At 60.9% G+C, this 13859-nt stretch carries 20 protein-coding genes; 8 read left to right on the forward strand and 12 right to left on the reverse strand.

The features are described from left to right. Nucleotides 1-147: 147 nt before the first annotated feature. Entirely contained in the window at nucleotides 148-2421 is a 2274-nt protein-coding gene (locus tag ACIIOY_RS06670; RefSeq protein WP_411033853.1) for a right-handed parallel beta-helix repeat-containing protein, read from the forward strand. Nucleotides 2422-2514: 93 nt separating this feature from the next. Here the strand turns inward: ACIIOY_RS06670 and ACIIOY_RS06675 are convergent, their stop codons facing one another. Further along, on the reverse strand, nucleotides 2515-2829 hold the full coding sequence (locus ACIIOY_RS06675; RefSeq protein ID WP_411033854.1) for a hypothetical protein: 315 nt from the start codon (nucleotides 2827-2829) through the stop codon (nucleotides 2515-2517). Nucleotides 2830-2903: 74 nt separating this feature from the next. Here ACIIOY_RS06675 and ACIIOY_RS06680 point away from each other — a divergent pair, with 74 nt between their 5' ends. The 4 genes from ACIIOY_RS06680 (at nucleotide 2904) to ACIIOY_RS06695 (ending at nucleotide 5279) form a co-directional block, all read left to right on the forward strand. Beyond that, on the forward strand, nucleotides 2904-4133 hold the full coding sequence (locus ACIIOY_RS06680) for a peptidoglycan-binding protein (RefSeq protein WP_411033855.1): 1230 nt from the start codon (nucleotides 2904-2906) through the stop codon (nucleotides 4131-4133). A gap of 117 nt (nucleotides 4134-4250) precedes the next feature. After that, nucleotides 4251-4499 carry a hypothetical protein gene (locus tag ACIIOY_RS06685; RefSeq protein ID WP_411033856.1) on the forward strand — a complete coding sequence of 83 codons (249 nt, stop codon included), beginning with the start codon at nucleotides 4251-4253 and terminating at the stop codon, nucleotides 4497-4499. Next, nucleotides 4496-4951, forward strand: a complete 456-nt coding sequence (locus ACIIOY_RS06690; RefSeq protein ID WP_411033857.1) for a hypothetical protein — start codon at nucleotides 4496-4498, stop codon at nucleotides 4949-4951. The genes ACIIOY_RS06685 and ACIIOY_RS06690 overlap by 4 nt, the downstream gene beginning before the upstream one ends. Further along, nucleotides 4935-5279, forward strand: a complete 345-nt coding sequence (locus ACIIOY_RS06695; protein WP_411033858.1) for a hypothetical protein — start codon at nucleotides 4935-4937, stop codon at nucleotides 5277-5279. Before ACIIOY_RS06690 ends, ACIIOY_RS06695 begins: the two co-directional genes overlap by 17 nt. Nucleotides 5280-5289: 10 nt before the next feature. On the opposite strand, the gene ACIIOY_RS06700 is transcribed toward ACIIOY_RS06695, so the two are convergent. Beyond that, entirely contained in the window at nucleotides 5290-6924 is a 1635-nt protein-coding gene (locus ACIIOY_RS06700) for a GGDEF domain-containing protein (RefSeq protein ID WP_411033859.1), read from the reverse strand. A gap of 46 nt (nucleotides 6925-6970) precedes the next feature. On the opposite strand from ACIIOY_RS06700, the gene ACIIOY_RS06705 reads away from it, so the two are divergent. After that, nucleotides 6971-7273, forward strand: a complete 303-nt coding sequence (locus ACIIOY_RS06705; RefSeq protein WP_411033860.1) for a DUF982 domain-containing protein — start codon at nucleotides 6971-6973, stop codon at nucleotides 7271-7273. Nucleotides 7274-7309: 36 nt separating this feature from the next. Here ACIIOY_RS06705 and ACIIOY_RS06710 read toward each other — a convergent pair whose 3' ends face one another. From ACIIOY_RS06710 to ACIIOY_RS06745, 8 genes are all read right to left on the reverse strand, one after another. Beyond that, nucleotides 7310-7573 carry a sunset domain-containing protein gene (locus ACIIOY_RS06710; protein ID WP_411033861.1) on the reverse strand — a complete coding sequence of 88 codons (264 nt, stop codon included), beginning with the start codon at nucleotides 7571-7573 and terminating at the stop codon, nucleotides 7310-7312. Nucleotides 7574-7859: 286 nt separating this feature from the next. After that, nucleotides 7860-8015, reverse strand: a complete 156-nt coding sequence (locus ACIIOY_RS06715) for a hypothetical protein (protein ID WP_411033862.1) — start codon at nucleotides 8013-8015, stop codon at nucleotides 7860-7862. A gap of 96 nt (nucleotides 8016-8111) precedes the next feature. Continuing rightward, nucleotides 8112-8315, reverse strand: a complete 204-nt coding sequence (locus ACIIOY_RS06720) for a hypothetical protein (protein ID WP_411033863.1) — start codon at nucleotides 8313-8315, stop codon at nucleotides 8112-8114. Nucleotides 8316-8370: 55 nt separating this feature from the next. Beyond that, nucleotides 8371-8619, reverse strand: coding sequence for a DUF982 domain-containing protein (locus tag ACIIOY_RS06725; RefSeq protein WP_411033864.1), 249 nt, complete (start codon nucleotides 8617-8619; stop codon nucleotides 8371-8373). A gap of 15 nt (nucleotides 8620-8634) precedes the next feature. Continuing rightward, complete coding sequence (locus tag ACIIOY_RS06730) at nucleotides 8635-8898, reverse strand: hypothetical protein (RefSeq protein WP_411033865.1); 264 nt, start codon at nucleotides 8896-8898, stop codon at nucleotides 8635-8637. Nucleotides 8899-9047: 149 nt separating this feature from the next. Further along, nucleotides 9048-9269, reverse strand: a complete 222-nt coding sequence (locus ACIIOY_RS06735) for a hypothetical protein (RefSeq protein ID WP_411033866.1) — start codon at nucleotides 9267-9269, stop codon at nucleotides 9048-9050. 4 nt (nucleotides 9270-9273) lie between these two features. Then, on the reverse strand, nucleotides 9274-9753 hold the full coding sequence (locus tag ACIIOY_RS06740; protein ID WP_411033867.1) for a hypothetical protein: 480 nt from the start codon (nucleotides 9751-9753) through the stop codon (nucleotides 9274-9276). A 22-nt stretch (nucleotides 9754-9775) separates the two neighbouring features. Next, entirely contained in the window at nucleotides 9776-9973 is a 198-nt protein-coding gene (locus ACIIOY_RS06745) for a dehydrogenase (protein ID WP_411033868.1), read from the reverse strand. 285 nt (nucleotides 9974-10258) lie between these two features. Here ACIIOY_RS06745 and ACIIOY_RS06750 point away from each other — a divergent pair, with 285 nt between their 5' ends. Beyond that, entirely contained in the window at nucleotides 10259-10861 is a 603-nt protein-coding gene (locus ACIIOY_RS06750; RefSeq protein WP_411033869.1) for a DNA polymerase III subunit epsilon, read from the forward strand. Nucleotides 10862-11100: 239 nt separating this feature from the next. On the opposite strand, the gene ACIIOY_RS06755 is transcribed toward ACIIOY_RS06750, so the two are convergent. Then, nucleotides 11101-11358, reverse strand: coding sequence for a hypothetical protein (locus ACIIOY_RS06755; RefSeq protein ID WP_411033870.1), 258 nt, complete (start codon nucleotides 11356-11358; stop codon nucleotides 11101-11103). 166 nt (nucleotides 11359-11524) lie between these two features. Next, nucleotides 11525-12547, reverse strand: coding sequence for an AraC family transcriptional regulator (locus tag ACIIOY_RS06760; RefSeq protein ID WP_411033871.1), 1023 nt, complete (start codon nucleotides 12545-12547; stop codon nucleotides 11525-11527). A 79-nt stretch (nucleotides 12548-12626) separates the two neighbouring features. Here ACIIOY_RS06760 and ACIIOY_RS06765 point away from each other — a divergent pair, with 79 nt between their 5' ends. Further along, the gene (locus ACIIOY_RS06765) at nucleotides 12627-13817 is read left to right on the forward strand and encodes an MFS transporter (protein ID WP_411033872.1); all 1191 of its coding nucleotides are present in this window, start codon (nucleotides 12627-12629) and stop codon (nucleotides 13815-13817) included. The last annotated feature ends 42 nt before the right edge of the window (nucleotides 13818-13859 follow it).

Raw genomic sequence — 13859 nt, forward strand, 5'->3', positions numbered from 1 at the left:
CGATTCTTCTTTCTCTTTCTTTTTGGTTTTTGAAGTGGCTTTATTGGTGGAACTGGTGTTGGCGGAAGGGTGCGGGTTGATTTTTGTGATTTCATCAAAGGGCTTCACGATCTAATGGACCGTCGCGCGTTCATTGGTGGGAGTGTCATGGCAACGCTGGGGCGCCAGGTCATCACTGATGATCTTCGCGTTGCCGCCGAAAAGACGACGAGTACGACTCTTCACCTTGCAGCAAATGTCCACGACCTAGGTGCTCGGACGAATGCTACCGCGCAGCACGTTCCGGCCTTTGTCGCGCGTATTTCTGTTACTCACGCAGGAATGGCGCTGGATTATGTTCGCGACGCCGCGGGTACGGCTTTGAAGACCGCTGATGGCGCGAGGTGGTCTCCGGCGGGTGTTCCAACGCCGCAGCACTGGGGCGCTGTTGCCGACAATAGGACGGACGCAGCACCGGCAATCCAATCTGCTATTGATTATGCGGCAAGGAAAATTGCGACATTGCTTGCTGATAATGTGGATATAGCTAGTTATCCCGTCGATATCCCGCCGGGAATTTATAAGGTCAGTACGGGCGTCATTGAGGTGCCGACCGGCGTGGAACTTCGCGGCGCTGGGATTCTCCTGACTGTACTGAGTGCATCCGGTTCCGGCACTATCGTTACGCTTGGTAGCAATGAGCGATGGCACGCCGGCGTTGCGCTCAGAGATATTGCAATAGTTGGAGATGGCACAACCTGGACGGCGCACGACGCCACGCCCGGCCAAATTGGCGTATCCATGGAGCGTGGCGTCCGGCTGTGCGAACTGCGGCGTGTGACGGTCTGGTCTTGCGACACGAATGTCAAAATCACCGGGTTTGCCTGGGGCCTCTACGATTGTTACGTCATGGGCGCCCGTACCCACAATGTGCATATCCTTGACGGAACATCGTCGCAGTTGGTGGGGGGTAGGTACGAGTTTTCCGGTGAGGCCAGCATATTGATGGAGCCGACCGGCCCCGGCGCGAACGGCGTCACCACAGCATTGACGATTCAAGGCGCTGCGATTCAGAACTCCCAAAAGCAGGCTATTAAAGGATACCTCGTGAATTCCCTCATCGTTAAGGGGTGTTTTTTCGAGGGGAATAATCGAAGCGGCGAGTTGCTGCCGGACGTCGATATTGACAATAGCGGCGTTCCCTCCGGCCAACTTGTCTTCACCGAAAACTCGATGGTCAACACACACGGCACTGCAGTCGGCAACGTTGCGGTGCAAACCGTTGACGTCGACAATGTGATCATCACGAACAATTTTGCGCGCGACACCACCTCAGCAGCCGATTGGGACTTCTTCTATCGCCAGATGGGCCGCGTGAAAGAGTTGGTATACTACGGCAACCGTGTCCAACTAGATGCCAACGCAGGACCAGACTATTCGATCGATCAACAAGGTATCATTGATCGTGCCTTCGTCCTAGCAAATGAGGCTGGGCATCCATCTAGTCTGCGAAACCTCGCCATCAATGGCGGATTTGATGTCTGGCAAAACGGGACCAGCTTCTCGCTGAACGTCACTCAGGCGGCCGACAGATGGTGGCTTAATCTTTCCGGTGCAAAAGGCACTCTGACGCGCGAGGAATTCACGCTCGGCCAAACGGATGTTCCTGGCAACCCACGGTACTTTGCCAAGCTTGTCACGACTATCCCCGGCGACAATTCCGGCATCATCCATCGCATCCACGACGTTACGCATTTCAGTTCTCGTACCGTCACGATCTCGGGTTCCGTTTACAAGGCTCGCGGCGGCGCACTAAATGTCTTCGTCCGGCAGCACTTTGGCGAAGGCGGATCGAAGCCCGTCGTCAGCCAGATCAAGTCGATTGATGTTGTTTCGTTAGGTGACTGGGTGCGCTTTAGCAAGACGTTCCGTCTCCCATCGATCTCGGGAAAGATACTCGGAGCCGATGGGGACCATTGTCTCGAAGTTTTTATCGTTAGTCCTGCCAATGAGACGGAAGAGATTGGATTTGCTTCCATCCAAGTCGAGTATGGTCCAGTATCGACGCCATTCGAGACATTGAGCGAGCGAGGCGGCTACTCCGCCGAATTGGCGCGTTGTAAGGTTTTCCGCGAAGTCATCTCTGCTGCCGACGACGGCAACACGGAATTCGGCGCGGTATTCGCGCAAACCTCGACTGAGGTCCGCGGAACACTTCACTATTCTGAGAAAATTCGAAAGCCGACCATTACGTCTAGCGGATCATTTAAGGTTGTGCCCGCCCCATCGGTGGGAATCTTCGGCTCGATGTCGTTCTCACGGATCGGCCGTAAGACGGCCGGTATGGTCATCGCTGTTGATGACGCCATCGTTGGCATGCCCGGGACCTTGACCGCGGCGTCGGACACTACCGCTAAAATCGTTGTGGACACGGGTTTATAAGTTCTTGCATCGGACGATGGCTGGCGTATCGGAACCTGAAAGGGACATTTGCCCATACGCCATTGTCGCGGTTCCTCTCCGCCTTTTCAATTCCTACACCCTGGTCGTATGGGTGAAGTATGACTCCAGCACTTCTGGCGATGTAAACGGCCCGAAGTAGCCGACCGTCATGTCGAACGGATCAAAAACCAGCAAAAAGTCGTCCGTTCTGCTTAGTCTGGACGAAACCTTTTTCGCGAGGTCGACAGCGCTCAATTCGGATTCGACCAAAAAGAACGACGTCATCTCCTGCCATAATCCTCTTCCGTCCGTGTGGAAGGCATCGAACACCGACTGGCGCCGTTCTTCACACGTCCTGCCGTCAATGTTCTTGTCGGCGATAGAAATAGAAACGCAAAAAACACTCATGAAATCCTTCCTCTTTTAGGAAGGATTCCACCAACTCGCTTTAAAGTCGAGCCATTTCAAGAAAGGACTCCACCATGAACCGCGCAGCGTTTTACGCCAGCGTGCGCTCTCGCACGTCCGGCATTTTCGGCACCTCTCTATCCCAGGCCCAGGTGCAGGGCACCGAAGCCATTCTTGACGAGGCGGAAACGCGAGGGACGCCACTTCGTCATCTCGCCTACATTCTCGCAACGGCCTATCACGAGACGGGCGGCCAGATGCAGCCGGTGAAGGAAACCGTTTATGCATCCAGCAAGGACCGCAATCCATCGGACGAGACGGTCATCAAGCGTCTGGGAACGGCATGGAAGGCCGGTAAGCTCGGGAGCGTCAAGACGCCGTACTGGCGCAAGGACGCGGACGGAAAGGCGTGGTTCGGCCGCGGCCTTGTCCAGATCACCCACAAGGCGAACTATTCGAAACTCGGGCTGCTGATCGGCGTCGATCTGGTCAAGGACCCGTCGAAGGCGCTGGAGCTTTCCACGGCTGTCAAAATCCTGTTTGTCGGGATGGAGCTCGGCAGCTTCACCGGCAAAGCGCTTTCCGACTACATCGGCGATGGCCGCGCCGATTACGAAGGCGCGCGCCGGATCATCAATGGCACGGACAAGGCGACGAAGATCGCCGGACATGCGCGGGCCTTCGAGCGCGCGCTTGTCGCTGCCGGCTACGCCGCCGGACAAAGCGCGTCGGCCAAACCGAAGCCGTCGCCGGCGGAACGCGCCGCCACCGATCTCTACACCGACAGGACGATGGTCGAGATCGTCCAGCGCCGGCTCTACGAGCTGGGCTATACCGAGGTCGGCAGCCGCCGGGCCGACGGCTCTTTTGACGGCAAGATCGGGGACATGACGAAGGCGGCGATTCTCGCCTTCCGCAATGACAACGGCCTGCCCGTCGCCGATGTGATCGACCGCGAAATGCTCGAAGCGCTCGACAAGGCGCCGAAGCGAAACCTCCCGCGCAGTGATGCGCCGGCCGACCAAGTGCGACAGAGCGTGCCGGAGGTGAAATCCAACTGGCTGATGAAGGTCGGTGCCTACCTGGTCGGAATCCCGGCGGCGCTGGGGACGTTCTTCGACGGCATCCTCGGCAACCTCGGCGTTGCGAAGAGCTATATCGACCCGCTCAAGGAAAGCTTTTCGGATATTCCTGGCTGGGTGTGGTTCGCGAGTGTCTTGGTCATCGCTGGCGGCACCTACCTGATTGCCAGCCACGGCGAGAAAAAGGGCGTCGAGGCGTTTCAGGAGGGCGCCCGCCGATGATCCCTTGGTCGAAGATCATCCTGGGTGCCGCGCTCGCCGGCGTCCTCATCTGGCTCTACGCCGAAATCCGTGACCAGGGCGCGGAAAGCGTCCGCAACTCCATCGAAAGGCAGAACAATGAAGCTGCTCGCAAGGCTGATGATGCCGCTCTCGATTATGACGGCTGCCGGGATGCTGACCGGATGTGGGACTTCCGCGCCGGCCGATGCCTCGGGGCTGCGTCGGGTCGTGGGCGTTGACCTGATCGGCGCCCGCGGCGCGACGGATGCCGATCAACGAAAGATCGACCGGACGGTCGTGCGGCTTTGTGCGGGCGGCGTGTGGCGAGTTGACGAATGCGGCCGCCATGGCGAAGCCCTGAGATGAGCGGCCCCGCAGCTGGCTCGCCGGGCCTCTGGATCCGCATCCAGCATCGGTTCGGCCCCCGCATGATGGAGTGGTTCATGGCCGCGCACACGGCGGTATGGGGATGGGTGCTGCTCTTGCCGGACCGCGTCTTCGACCAGCCGGCATGGGCGGGGTTTCGCCAGATTTTCCGCGACGAGGACGTGCTCGGCTGGATCATGGTCGCGCTCGGCGTCCTGCGACTCATCGGTCTCGTCGTCAACGGCGCCCGCAAGGACGTCACCCCGCACATCCGGCAGGTTTCCGCCGGGGTTGGCTGCATGATCTGGGTCGGCATCACATACGGATACGCATCTTCCAATATCGTGAGCACCTGGCTCGCCATCTATCCGCTCTTCGCGGTCGGCGAACTCGTCAACATCCACCGCGCCGCTCGCGACCAGGGAGAGAGCATCCATGGAAAAACTGGCTGATCTGCCGCCGGCCGCGCTGATCACCTTCGGCGTGACGCTGGCGATCATCTTCGCGGTCCAGCGCTTCGGCCTTTGGCAAGGGCAGAGAGCCGCGCCGGCTGCCGACAATGCACAGGTCGCGGCCGTCATCGTCGATCCGTCCGCGCTCAACCGGGCGTCCGCGGCTGGCGAAGCCCTGGCGGAAGCGCTGCGGCTCTGCGTCAAGCGCGGCGACGATCACACGCATATGCTCTGCCGGCGCATCGAGGCGTTGACGGACGCGGTGGAGGCGCAGACGGCGGCGATCAACGCGATGATCCTGGAGATGGCGCGGCGGTCGGGGAAGTGAAACGGAGCGGTCAACCGCGACGAACTCGGTTTCGACCGGCAGCTTTTGCGCGGTAGAGTGCTTGATCGGCGGTCGCGAGCAGCGCCTCGATGTTTTCACTAGGATGACTCTCCGACGTTGTAACACCGATGCTGACGGTGACGGACAGCCCGGAAAACTCCTCCGCCGCGTCCTCGGTTGCTTTGCGAATCCGCTCTGAGATTTCGGCGGCTTTATCCATGTCGGTACCCGGGAGCGCGATCGCGAACTCTTCACCGCCCATTCGTCCGAACAGGTCGCCAGGCCGAAGGATATCGGACACAAATCTGGCAAATGCCTTAAGCACCGCATCGCCCATCGCATGACCATGGTTGTCGTTGATCTGCTTGAAATGATCGATGTCGACCATGAGTATGGCGATCGAGCGCGCAGTCCGAGATGGGTCGCCCAGCAGCTTGCTTGCCATGTCCAGGAAAGTCTTTCGGTTTAAAGCACCTGTCAGGCCGTCCCGGCTCGCCGCGTAGGCCAACTGCTCGAGAAGCTCACGGCGCGCCGTATCGATGCTGGCGGCTGTTAGCGGAGCCAATGCGATCAGGGCGATGCCAAGCCTCAATGACGATGTCGTTGCCAGAGGGTCGCCCTGGACATCGATCTGGATTATGCCGGCGGATATGGCGACGAGCAGCCAGCTACAGGTAAGCATGGTCAGCAACGCGACGTTAAAGATCGAATATGTCAACGCACAGAAAAGCAAGGCTGGAACAACGAATGCGACGGCCCCCGGCCCCCCGATCCAGACGCCGGCCGCTACCGTACAAAAAAGGACCAGCAGCGGTGCAACTTTCGCTCGGCTACAGGTTGCGATTGACAAACACCAGGTGCGCCAGCCGCTCGCACTCAACGGAAGTGTAAGCATAACGGGCAGGATGATAAGGGCATTGACGAATTCGGTGACAAACCAGAATTCCAAGCCGGACAGGAAATCGCGGCCAAACGCCAATCGCGCCGCGCCTCCCCCCACGAGGGATGCAACCGAAGCTGCAACGATGCATATTCCTAGAATCTTCAATACGGAAAGAGGACGTTGCATTCCCCTGTCGGTTGCGGGGATGAGTCCGAACAGCAGGTATCCGGTTATCGCCCCGGACATATTCGCCACCGTAAGCCATAGCGTGAGCTTCAAATCTCCGCCTGTGGAGAGATCTGCGGCGAGGTAGCCTGCGAAGGCGCCGAGCCATCCCCAGAAGGTGGCGAGGTCCGGCTTTCTGACCATCAACCCCAGGAGGATTGCATTGGCTGGCCAAAGCGCGGCGAGAAACCCTACGGGCCTTGTTAAAATCCCAAACAGTGAAGCGAGATACACCACAATGGCAACAATCAAGGCAGCCGCTAGGGGATGGGTGATGGCGCGCGCACTGGTTCGGGATCGGAAAGCGATTGCGTTCACAGCAGGTTCCTTGTGCTTGAAAAGGAAACTTAGCGCGCGCGGGCTTGCGGTCACGTTAACCGGTTGAATGAAATTGATTCCAACTGCAGCAAGGAAAGCGCTACAAAAAATGCTATTACCGCCTTCGATCACCGTCGGCAGTGATCCTGCCGACATGTTCTCCGGTTGGGCCTTGAATCCTTCCGCGCGCGTTCTCAGATGGATAATGGGCGCTGTCATCTGGCGCCCTCCTTGTTGATCGCCAACGTAATCAGATGAGGCAGAAATGATCTCGAAAATGTTCGATCGTCCCGTTTACCTGAAGGAGGGGAGGAGCCTGGTGCGAGAGATATCGAGCGTCGATGATGCTATAGACTATCTTGAGAATTGGCCGGAGCGGGAACGCGACGTCACGCATGACGCGACCTTGAAGACCTGCCATATGGCGCACGACGGACATAAGCCGCTGCGGGTTGCTCGTGACGCAATTCGCGCTTTTGCCAAGAAGAAGGGTGTTCTCGTCAAGGAGCCCGCAGTGCAGCCATGGATGATAAAGCCGTCTTCCGCAAGCGGACGCGTGTCCCTCTAGCCCGAGACGGGAGGCCGCAACGGCGGCCTCCTTTCATCAATAGCCGGCACGCCGCCAGCCGGCTGCCCGCGCCTCTTCTTCCGAACAGAACCACCGTTCGCCTCGGCTGAAGCTGATGCGGGTGTCGTGGTAGTAGTATTGCCCCGGCACGTGATAGATGCGCTGGCCGCCGTTGTAAGAGACGTTGCCCTTGATATTGCAGCTGGGGTCGTAAACCTCTCGCGGAACAAGGGCATAGCCGCCCGTTGCCAGGAAGCTGGCGACCGAGGCGCCGATGACGAGATAGGTGAAGTTGCTCATGCTGGCAGGTTAACCGACGGGCGTTTCCATTCGGTTTCTGCATTACGTAAAGTTGTATTCGGCGTGGAAAACCTGCCGGTCGGAGCGCATCCAGCCGCTGCCTGACGAGCAACGCTCCCCGGCGTAACGGAGCGCCTCAGGTTATTGGCAAAGAGGCCCGCCCAGAATGGCTGGGGGCCTTGTCGAGCGGGCCTCTCCGGCCGCATGCACCGCGGCGAAGGAAATCTGCTCCGGCGGAAATGAACAGCAGATGAACGGGATAGCAAAAGGCCGACGGATCAGAGCGCTATCGGCGCTTGAACGTCGCGTTCATTGCAATTGCCATTGCAATACCTATTCCAATGCCAACGGGAATGCCGATCAACGCGCCCAACGAGGTCGACATGGCGGCAGCCATGCTGACGCCAACGGCGGCGCCGATTATGATGCCTGGCACGTCCATTTCGTTCTCCTCTTTTGCCGCATCCGAGACCGCTTGCTACCCAGAGATGAGGTTCAATAGCTTACTCGAGATAGATAGAGACAGCACCGAGCGACCTCAATGCGTCGTCCCCTTCCGCCTGGCGATGTAGTCCTCGTTCAGCAGGTCGACGGTTATGTCGGCCTCATCGAGCGTCAAGCCGTCCAGCACCTCGCCGTTAAGTTCGGCGGTGAGCCCCGTGAAGATATCGTAGACGGCCCACATGCCCGTGCCGTCCTCGCGCATGCTGTAGCGGAGATGATGCTTGTACTTCTCTGACATTGCCCCGGCCCCCTGAGGTTTCCCGTACGATACCGGGAAACAGGAGCCACACAAGTCATGGCCGCACGAACACGCCGGCTTCTGCCGCTGCCGCAAGAAACGCCTCTCTCGCGGCCGCTGTCGGCTCCCTGCCTTCCAGAACGGCAAGGCATGTTTCCTTCGCTCTGGCGAGAGCATCGCCGGTCTCGACCGGCCAATCCTCCATCAGCGCCCGTGCCGCCTCGGCCGCGCCCACGATGGTGCGGTACTGCCCGAGCCGCTGGGTTTCAAACGTGATCGGCTCTTCCCATCTTCCGTTGTCCATGGCACACCCTACGGCTTATCCATAGAGTTTCAATATCTCGTCCACGGTCAACGGGGACGGAATCCATTCCACGATCTCTATCGGCTCGTCGGTCTCGTAGATAGCCCAATAGGGCTCTTCACCCTCCTCGAGGTCCGCGCCGGTTTTCCACCGCACCAGATGGACCTCACCATCATCATCCTTGGCGGCGATCGGCGTTCCGTCGCGCGACGCGGCAGAGGCGAGGTAGGTGACGGGCGCTCGCCTGAATGCCTCGATAAGGTCTGGATATTCGGACATGGCTCAGAGATCGACGAACGGACGGGCAATGGAGATGACAACGCTGGCTGCGGCCGATAACGCGACAAGGCCAGTCGTAACGATGAATGCAAGGTCAGGCATCAAGGCTGTCTCCTCATGGTCGCGGACCGGAAGATAGGGCGGGTCTGCTAAGCCTGCAAGGTGCCGCTCGAGCGCGTCGACCCGGGTTCCTTGTACGGGTAGTGCTCCCAGCACCACCATCGCACCGGCTCGCCCTTGCTGCGCGCGAGCCCGAAGCCGCCCCATTCGGCGCAGCCGGGCTCTTCGCAATAGTGCTCTTCGGGGACGTGCTGGTTGGTGTCTGCTTTATCGTCTGTAGCCATGTGGTCCGTGTAGGCGAGTCTCGACATCGTGTCACCTCGGCAGCTTGTAGGGTTCGATTTTGATTTGTCCTCTCGGTCGGCCCGCATTTTCGCATGCTGTGCAGTTCAGCTTTTCGCCGATCTTGTCGAGCGGGTAGCCCTTCCATTTCTGGATTTTAGGGTGATATCGGTCGATTTCCGCGCGCTTGCCGCAGGCGCATTCCCCTCTGAGGCCGTACCATTGCGGTAGGTCCGAAAGGCAGATTTGGCCAGCTCCGTTAAGACGGCCATCCGGGGCTTCGACGGGTGCCGTCGCGGCTCGCAGCACGTACGGACCGTTCACCTCGATCAGATAGCGTCCGGGATATTTCTGGATGGCGTCCTTCCATCCCTGGGCGGTGATCCCATTCATGGCCGTCTTGAGCGCGCAGCCCAGGAAGTTTCCGCCCTCGCGGTCGAAGACCAGTATCTGATAGTTGTCTTCGCCGTCGAGCCCCTTGGCGGGAGGCCGTGGTGTTGGAGCGTATTGCATGCGCCTATCTCGGTCGACGGCGTCATTCACGGTCTGCCTTGGGTCGCCAGCCTCGGGTGAACCCGGTGCTCATCGCCCGCCCTGCAAGCTCCAGCTGCCAGCGCAGATAGGCGCAGTCCGCGAGCAGCGTGGCGATCGCTGCCCGCGCGTTCCCGTCGTGCCAGGCCAGCGCGTCATCGATCTCGGTTCGGTTCTCATCGTGTTTTTCAAGCGGGCGCACGTCATCGTTCTCCTGTGTCTCATGCCACAGCAGGCATCATCCCCTTGGTTTCAGATTTGGCGTCCGCATCGCCGGCTTGTTCTCAATATGTTCTCGATCTGGTCAGAGTCAATATCGACGACGGACAAGTTCGAGGCGAATGCGCTCGACACAGGCTCCCATCCAGCAACCTCGGCCGACAGCGCTTGCTACGCCCAAGCGGATTGCCGGTGTTCCCGTAAGAGGCTTGCTTGCAGATGTTCTTGTCCGTATCGGAGGCTCGGCGTCAAACGAGCAGGTAACACAATGAAGCAGGGACTTAGTTTTATCGTGACGGACATCGAAGCGGATGGCCCTGATCCAGGGCGCCATTCCATGCTGAGCCTTGCTTCGGTCGCCCAAAGTGAGAGCGGTGAGGATCAGGGAGAGTTCACCGTCAATCTCAAGCCTCTACCGGAAGCCGTGCAGGATGCCGACACAATGAGGTGGTGGCGAACGCATCCATCTGCCTGGCACGAGGCAACGAGGGACCAACTGCGACCGGAAGCCGCCATCCACGCCTGGGCAGATTGGGTCGCGAAAAGACCCGGCACCCCCGTATTTGCGGCTCATCCTCTCTCATTTGACGGGGCCTGGGTCGACTGGTACCTGCAAAAGTTTACGGGACGTCGTCTCTTCTACCGCCCTCGTGTCCCGGGCCTGACTTATGGTGCAGGCGTAGATATCCCGTCTCTCATAATGGCAAAAACCGGTTGGGGGTATCAGCATTGCAACCGACAAAACTATCCGGCGGCCTGGTTCGGAGGCCATGACCATAGCCATCGTGCAATCGACGACGCCCGTGGGTATGCCCATTTGTTGAGGCTAATTCTGTGCGGAAACGTCTGTGAATTCAACGCTGGACTATAAGGCTCCTGCAACCCAACGGCAGAACCCGGCAGGGGCTCCGCCATGAACGGAAGCAGCGCGGCTGCGGGGCGCTGACGGCTCCTGCGAGCGTTTTGGCCCGGAGCAGTCAGATGCCGGTCGGCCTGCTTGTTCAAAGAAAAGGACCCGGGAGCGCCCTCGTTCGCTCGACCGGGTCCCTGCGCGATCGCTGGAGGAGGTTGCGATCACATGCGCACAACGCCCCTCATACGCGAAGGTTCCTACCAGTCGGCATTGGGATCGGCGATGAAGGGCGAAAGGTCGTCACTGGAAAAGCCGGCGGCCTCGATAAGGTCCATGCAACGCGCCCGTTCTTCCTCTATCGCTTCGGCTATCATCCTGACTGGATCGCGCTGTCCGCGGGAAAGATTACGGGTTGCGATTCGCCATGCAGCGCGTTCCGCCGATGACGAAAAGATAGCGTAGTCAGCATTCACGTTTACCTCTTTCTCCCCAAGCCACGGGTGGAAGAATGCCATTCGAACCTTGCGCCAAGTTGGCAAACGACAAGGCCGGAGCCTGACAGAAACCTGACAGATACGTGAGAACATATCGTGAAGTTTCTGTCTCGATCCCTTGCGGAACGTGCTGGTTTTCAGGCGTTCGCGGTTTTGTCACTCCCTTGGTAAGGGAGAGGCCGAGAGTTCAAATCTCTCTAGCAGCACCATTCCTTCCCCCTATCGTTCCGTTTTGCGCGTCGTTGGCAGCCGCCTTCTTGCGCGTCCTTCCCGGCGGCTCGCCGACGACGCGCTTGAAGGCACGGGCGAAGGCGGCCTGGGAGCCGAAGCCGAGGCGGCGGGCGGCGGTGTCGATGGCGAGCTTGTCGCGGCGGAACCATTGTTCCGCAAGGCGCATGCGCAGCGCCAGCACGTAGCGCTGCGGCGTCACGCCCGTCACCTCGACGAAGCGCTTGGCGAAGACCGAGCGGGAACTGCCCATCTCGCGCGCCATGTCGGCGAGCGTCCAATTGCGGCCGGGCTCGCGGTGGAGGGCGGCGATGACGCGGCCGAGGCGCGGATCGCGCAGCGCCTCGATCCAGCCCGTCGCATCGCCGCAGCCGCATTCCACCCAGCCGCGCACGATGGAGGCGGCGATCACGTCGGCAAGGCGCGCGAGGATGCCGGCCGAGCCGACGCGCTCCTGCGCCATCTCCCGCTCCATCGCGTCGAGCAGCGGCATCAGCTCCGGCTGGCGGCCGATCAGCGCGCCGACCGACATGACCTGCGGCATGAGGCCGACCAAAGGATGCAGCGTGTCGAGCTCGAATTCCATGCGGCCGGTGAAGATCAGCGCGTCGTTCTCCCGGTCCGCGGACTTGATGCAGGCCTCCACCGCCGCCACCTCCGAGCAGAGCGGCTTTCGCGCGTAGCTCTCGTATTCGCGGATCTGGACATTCGGGCCGGTGACGATCTCGTGCACCTCGCCGCTCGGCAGGAGCACGGCATCGCCACAGCCGAGCTCGCGCGTCGCCTCGCCCGGCGCGCGCAGGAGGACATTGCCGCGCGCGACGAAGTGGAAGCGGGCTTCCGGCCCCGCCGGAAAACGGATGCCGAAGGGGGGCGTGAGCTGGAGCCGGCCGTAGCTCGCCCCGCGCAGGCGCATGCCCATCAGCAGCTCGCTGACGGGATCGTGGGCATTTTTCGAAGGGTCGGACGATTGATCAAACATTGCGGATAAAATGGCATTGTGCGTCTCAAGTTGCAACCCACCTGTTGGAGCACGCACTGCAATAGGAAAGGGATGGCAGATGACGGATGCAACAATCGCGGCGCCGGAAAGCGAAGCGGACGCGCGCCCGGCCTGGGGGGCCGTGCTCTCGATGACGTTCGGCGTGTTCGGGCTCGTGGGTGCGGAGTTCCTGCCCGCGAGCCTTTTGACGCCGATGGCGGCGGACTTGAGGATTTCCGAAGGCATGGCCGGCCAGGCGGTGACCGCGACCGCGGCGGTCGCGCTGGTGACCAGCCTCGTGGTCACGGTGGCGACGCGCAGGCTCGACCGGCGGCTGGTGTTGCTCGGGTTGTCGGTCCTCCTGATCTTTTCGAACCTCCTGGTCGCCATGGCCTCGAACCTTGCCATGCTGCTCGTCGGCCGCGTGCTGCTCGGCATAGCCCTCGGCGGCTTCTGGACGCTGTCGGCGGCGACCATGATGCGGCTGGTGCCGGAAGCCTATGTGGCCAAGGCCCTCTCGGTGATGTTCCTCGGGGTTTCCGCCGCCACGGTCTTCGCCGCGCCGGTGGGAAGCTATGTCGGCGACATCATCGGCTGGCGGAACGTCTTCCTCGGGGCGGCCGTGCTCGGCGCGCTGGCGCTTCTCGTGCAGCTCGCGACGCTTCCCTCGCTCCCGCCGCACGGCCATTCCCGCTTCGGCACGCTGGTCGAGGTGCTGGCCCGGCCGGGCGTCGGGTTCGCCATGTTCGCGATCCTGCTCGTCTTCACCGGCCATTTCGCCTTCTTCACCTATATCCGCCCCTTCCTCGAGACGGTGACGGGCGTCGGCGTCGAAGGCGTCTCGGGCGTGCTGCTCGGCTTCGGCGTCGCCACCTTCTTCGGCAACTATCTCGGCGCGGTGCTGCTCGAACGCTCCATGCGCTTCACGCTCTCGATCATGCCGGTGGTGATGGGCGCGCTGGCGCTCTCGCTCTCCGCCTTCGGCGGCAACCTCGCCGGCGACGCGGCCATGGTCGCGCTCTGGGGCCTGGCCTTCGGCGCCGTGCCGGTCGCGTGGTCCACATGGATCACCCGCGCGGTGCCGGACGAGGCCGAAAGCGCCGGCGGCCTCTTCGTGGCGGCGATCAACTTCGCCATCGCAACGGGCGCGGCAGCAGGCGGGGCGATGTTCGATACCAGCGGCGTGACGAGCGTCTTCGTCGCCAGCGGCGCCGTGCTCTTCCTTGCCGCGCTCACCATCGTCTCGGCGGTGCGCACCCGCCCGGCATGAACCATGCGTCGGACGGCGGTGCACCGGCCCGCCGTCCCTTTC

Source organism: Shinella agrisoli, from assembly GCF_046557955.1.
Lineage (GTDB): Bacteria > Pseudomonadota > Alphaproteobacteria > Rhizobiales > Rhizobiaceae > Shinella.

Coding starts and splice junctions, on each gene's coding strand:
- ACIIOY_RS06670 (WP_411033853.1), top strand. CDS start 148: ATGGCAACGCTGGGGCGCCAGGTCATCACTGATGATCTTCGCGTTGCC.
- ACIIOY_RS06675 (WP_411033854.1), bottom strand. CDS start 2,829: ATGAGTGTTTTTTGCGTTTCTATTTCTATCGCCGACAAGAACATTGAC.
- ACIIOY_RS06680 (WP_411033855.1), top strand. CDS start 2,904: ATGAACCGCGCAGCGTTTTACGCCAGCGTGCGCTCTCGCACGTCCGGC.
- ACIIOY_RS06685 (WP_411033856.1), top strand. CDS start 4,251: ATGAAGCTGCTCGCAAGGCTGATGATGCCGCTCTCGATTATGACGGCT.
- ACIIOY_RS06690 (WP_411033857.1), top strand. CDS start 4,496: ATGAGCGGCCCCGCAGCTGGCTCGCCGGGCCTCTGGATCCGCATCCAG.
- ACIIOY_RS06695 (WP_411033858.1), top strand. CDS start 4,935: ATGGAAAAACTGGCTGATCTGCCGCCGGCCGCGCTGATCACCTTCGGC.
- ACIIOY_RS06700 (WP_411033859.1), bottom strand. CDS start 6,924: ATGACAGCGCCCATTATCCATCTGAGAACGCGCGCGGAAGGATTCAAG.
- ACIIOY_RS06705 (WP_411033860.1), top strand. CDS start 6,971: ATGATCTCGAAAATGTTCGATCGTCCCGTTTACCTGAAGGAGGGGAGG.
- ACIIOY_RS06710 (WP_411033861.1), bottom strand. CDS start 7,573: ATGAGCAACTTCACCTATCTCGTCATCGGCGCCTCGGTCGCCAGCTTC.
- ACIIOY_RS06715 (WP_411033862.1), bottom strand. CDS start 8,015: ATGGACGTGCCAGGCATCATAATCGGCGCCGCCGTTGGCGTCAGCATG.
- ACIIOY_RS06720 (WP_411033863.1), bottom strand. CDS start 8,315: ATGTCAGAGAAGTACAAGCATCATCTCCGCTACAGCATGCGCGAGGAC.
- ACIIOY_RS06725 (WP_411033864.1), bottom strand. CDS start 8,619: ATGGACAACGGAAGATGGGAAGAGCCGATCACGTTTGAAACCCAGCGG.
- ACIIOY_RS06730 (WP_411033865.1), bottom strand. CDS start 8,898: ATGTCCGAATATCCAGACCTTATCGAGGCATTCAGGCGAGCGCCCGTC.
- ACIIOY_RS06735 (WP_411033866.1), bottom strand. CDS start 9,269: ATGTCGAGACTCGCCTACACGGACCACATGGCTACAGACGATAAAGCA.
- ACIIOY_RS06740 (WP_411033867.1), bottom strand. CDS start 9,753: ATGCAATACGCTCCAACACCACGGCCTCCCGCCAAGGGGCTCGACGGC.
- ACIIOY_RS06750 (WP_411033869.1), top strand. CDS start 10,259: ATGAAGCAGGGACTTAGTTTTATCGTGACGGACATCGAAGCGGATGGC.
- ACIIOY_RS06755 (WP_411033870.1), bottom strand. CDS start 11,358: ATGGCATTCTTCCACCCGTGGCTTGGGGAGAAAGAGGTAAACGTGAAT.
- ACIIOY_RS06760 (WP_411033871.1), bottom strand. CDS start 12,547: ATGTTTGATCAATCGTCCGACCCTTCGAAAAATGCCCACGATCCCGTC.
- ACIIOY_RS06765 (WP_411033872.1), top strand. CDS start 12,627: ATGACGGATGCAACAATCGCGGCGCCGGAAAGCGAAGCGGACGCGCGC.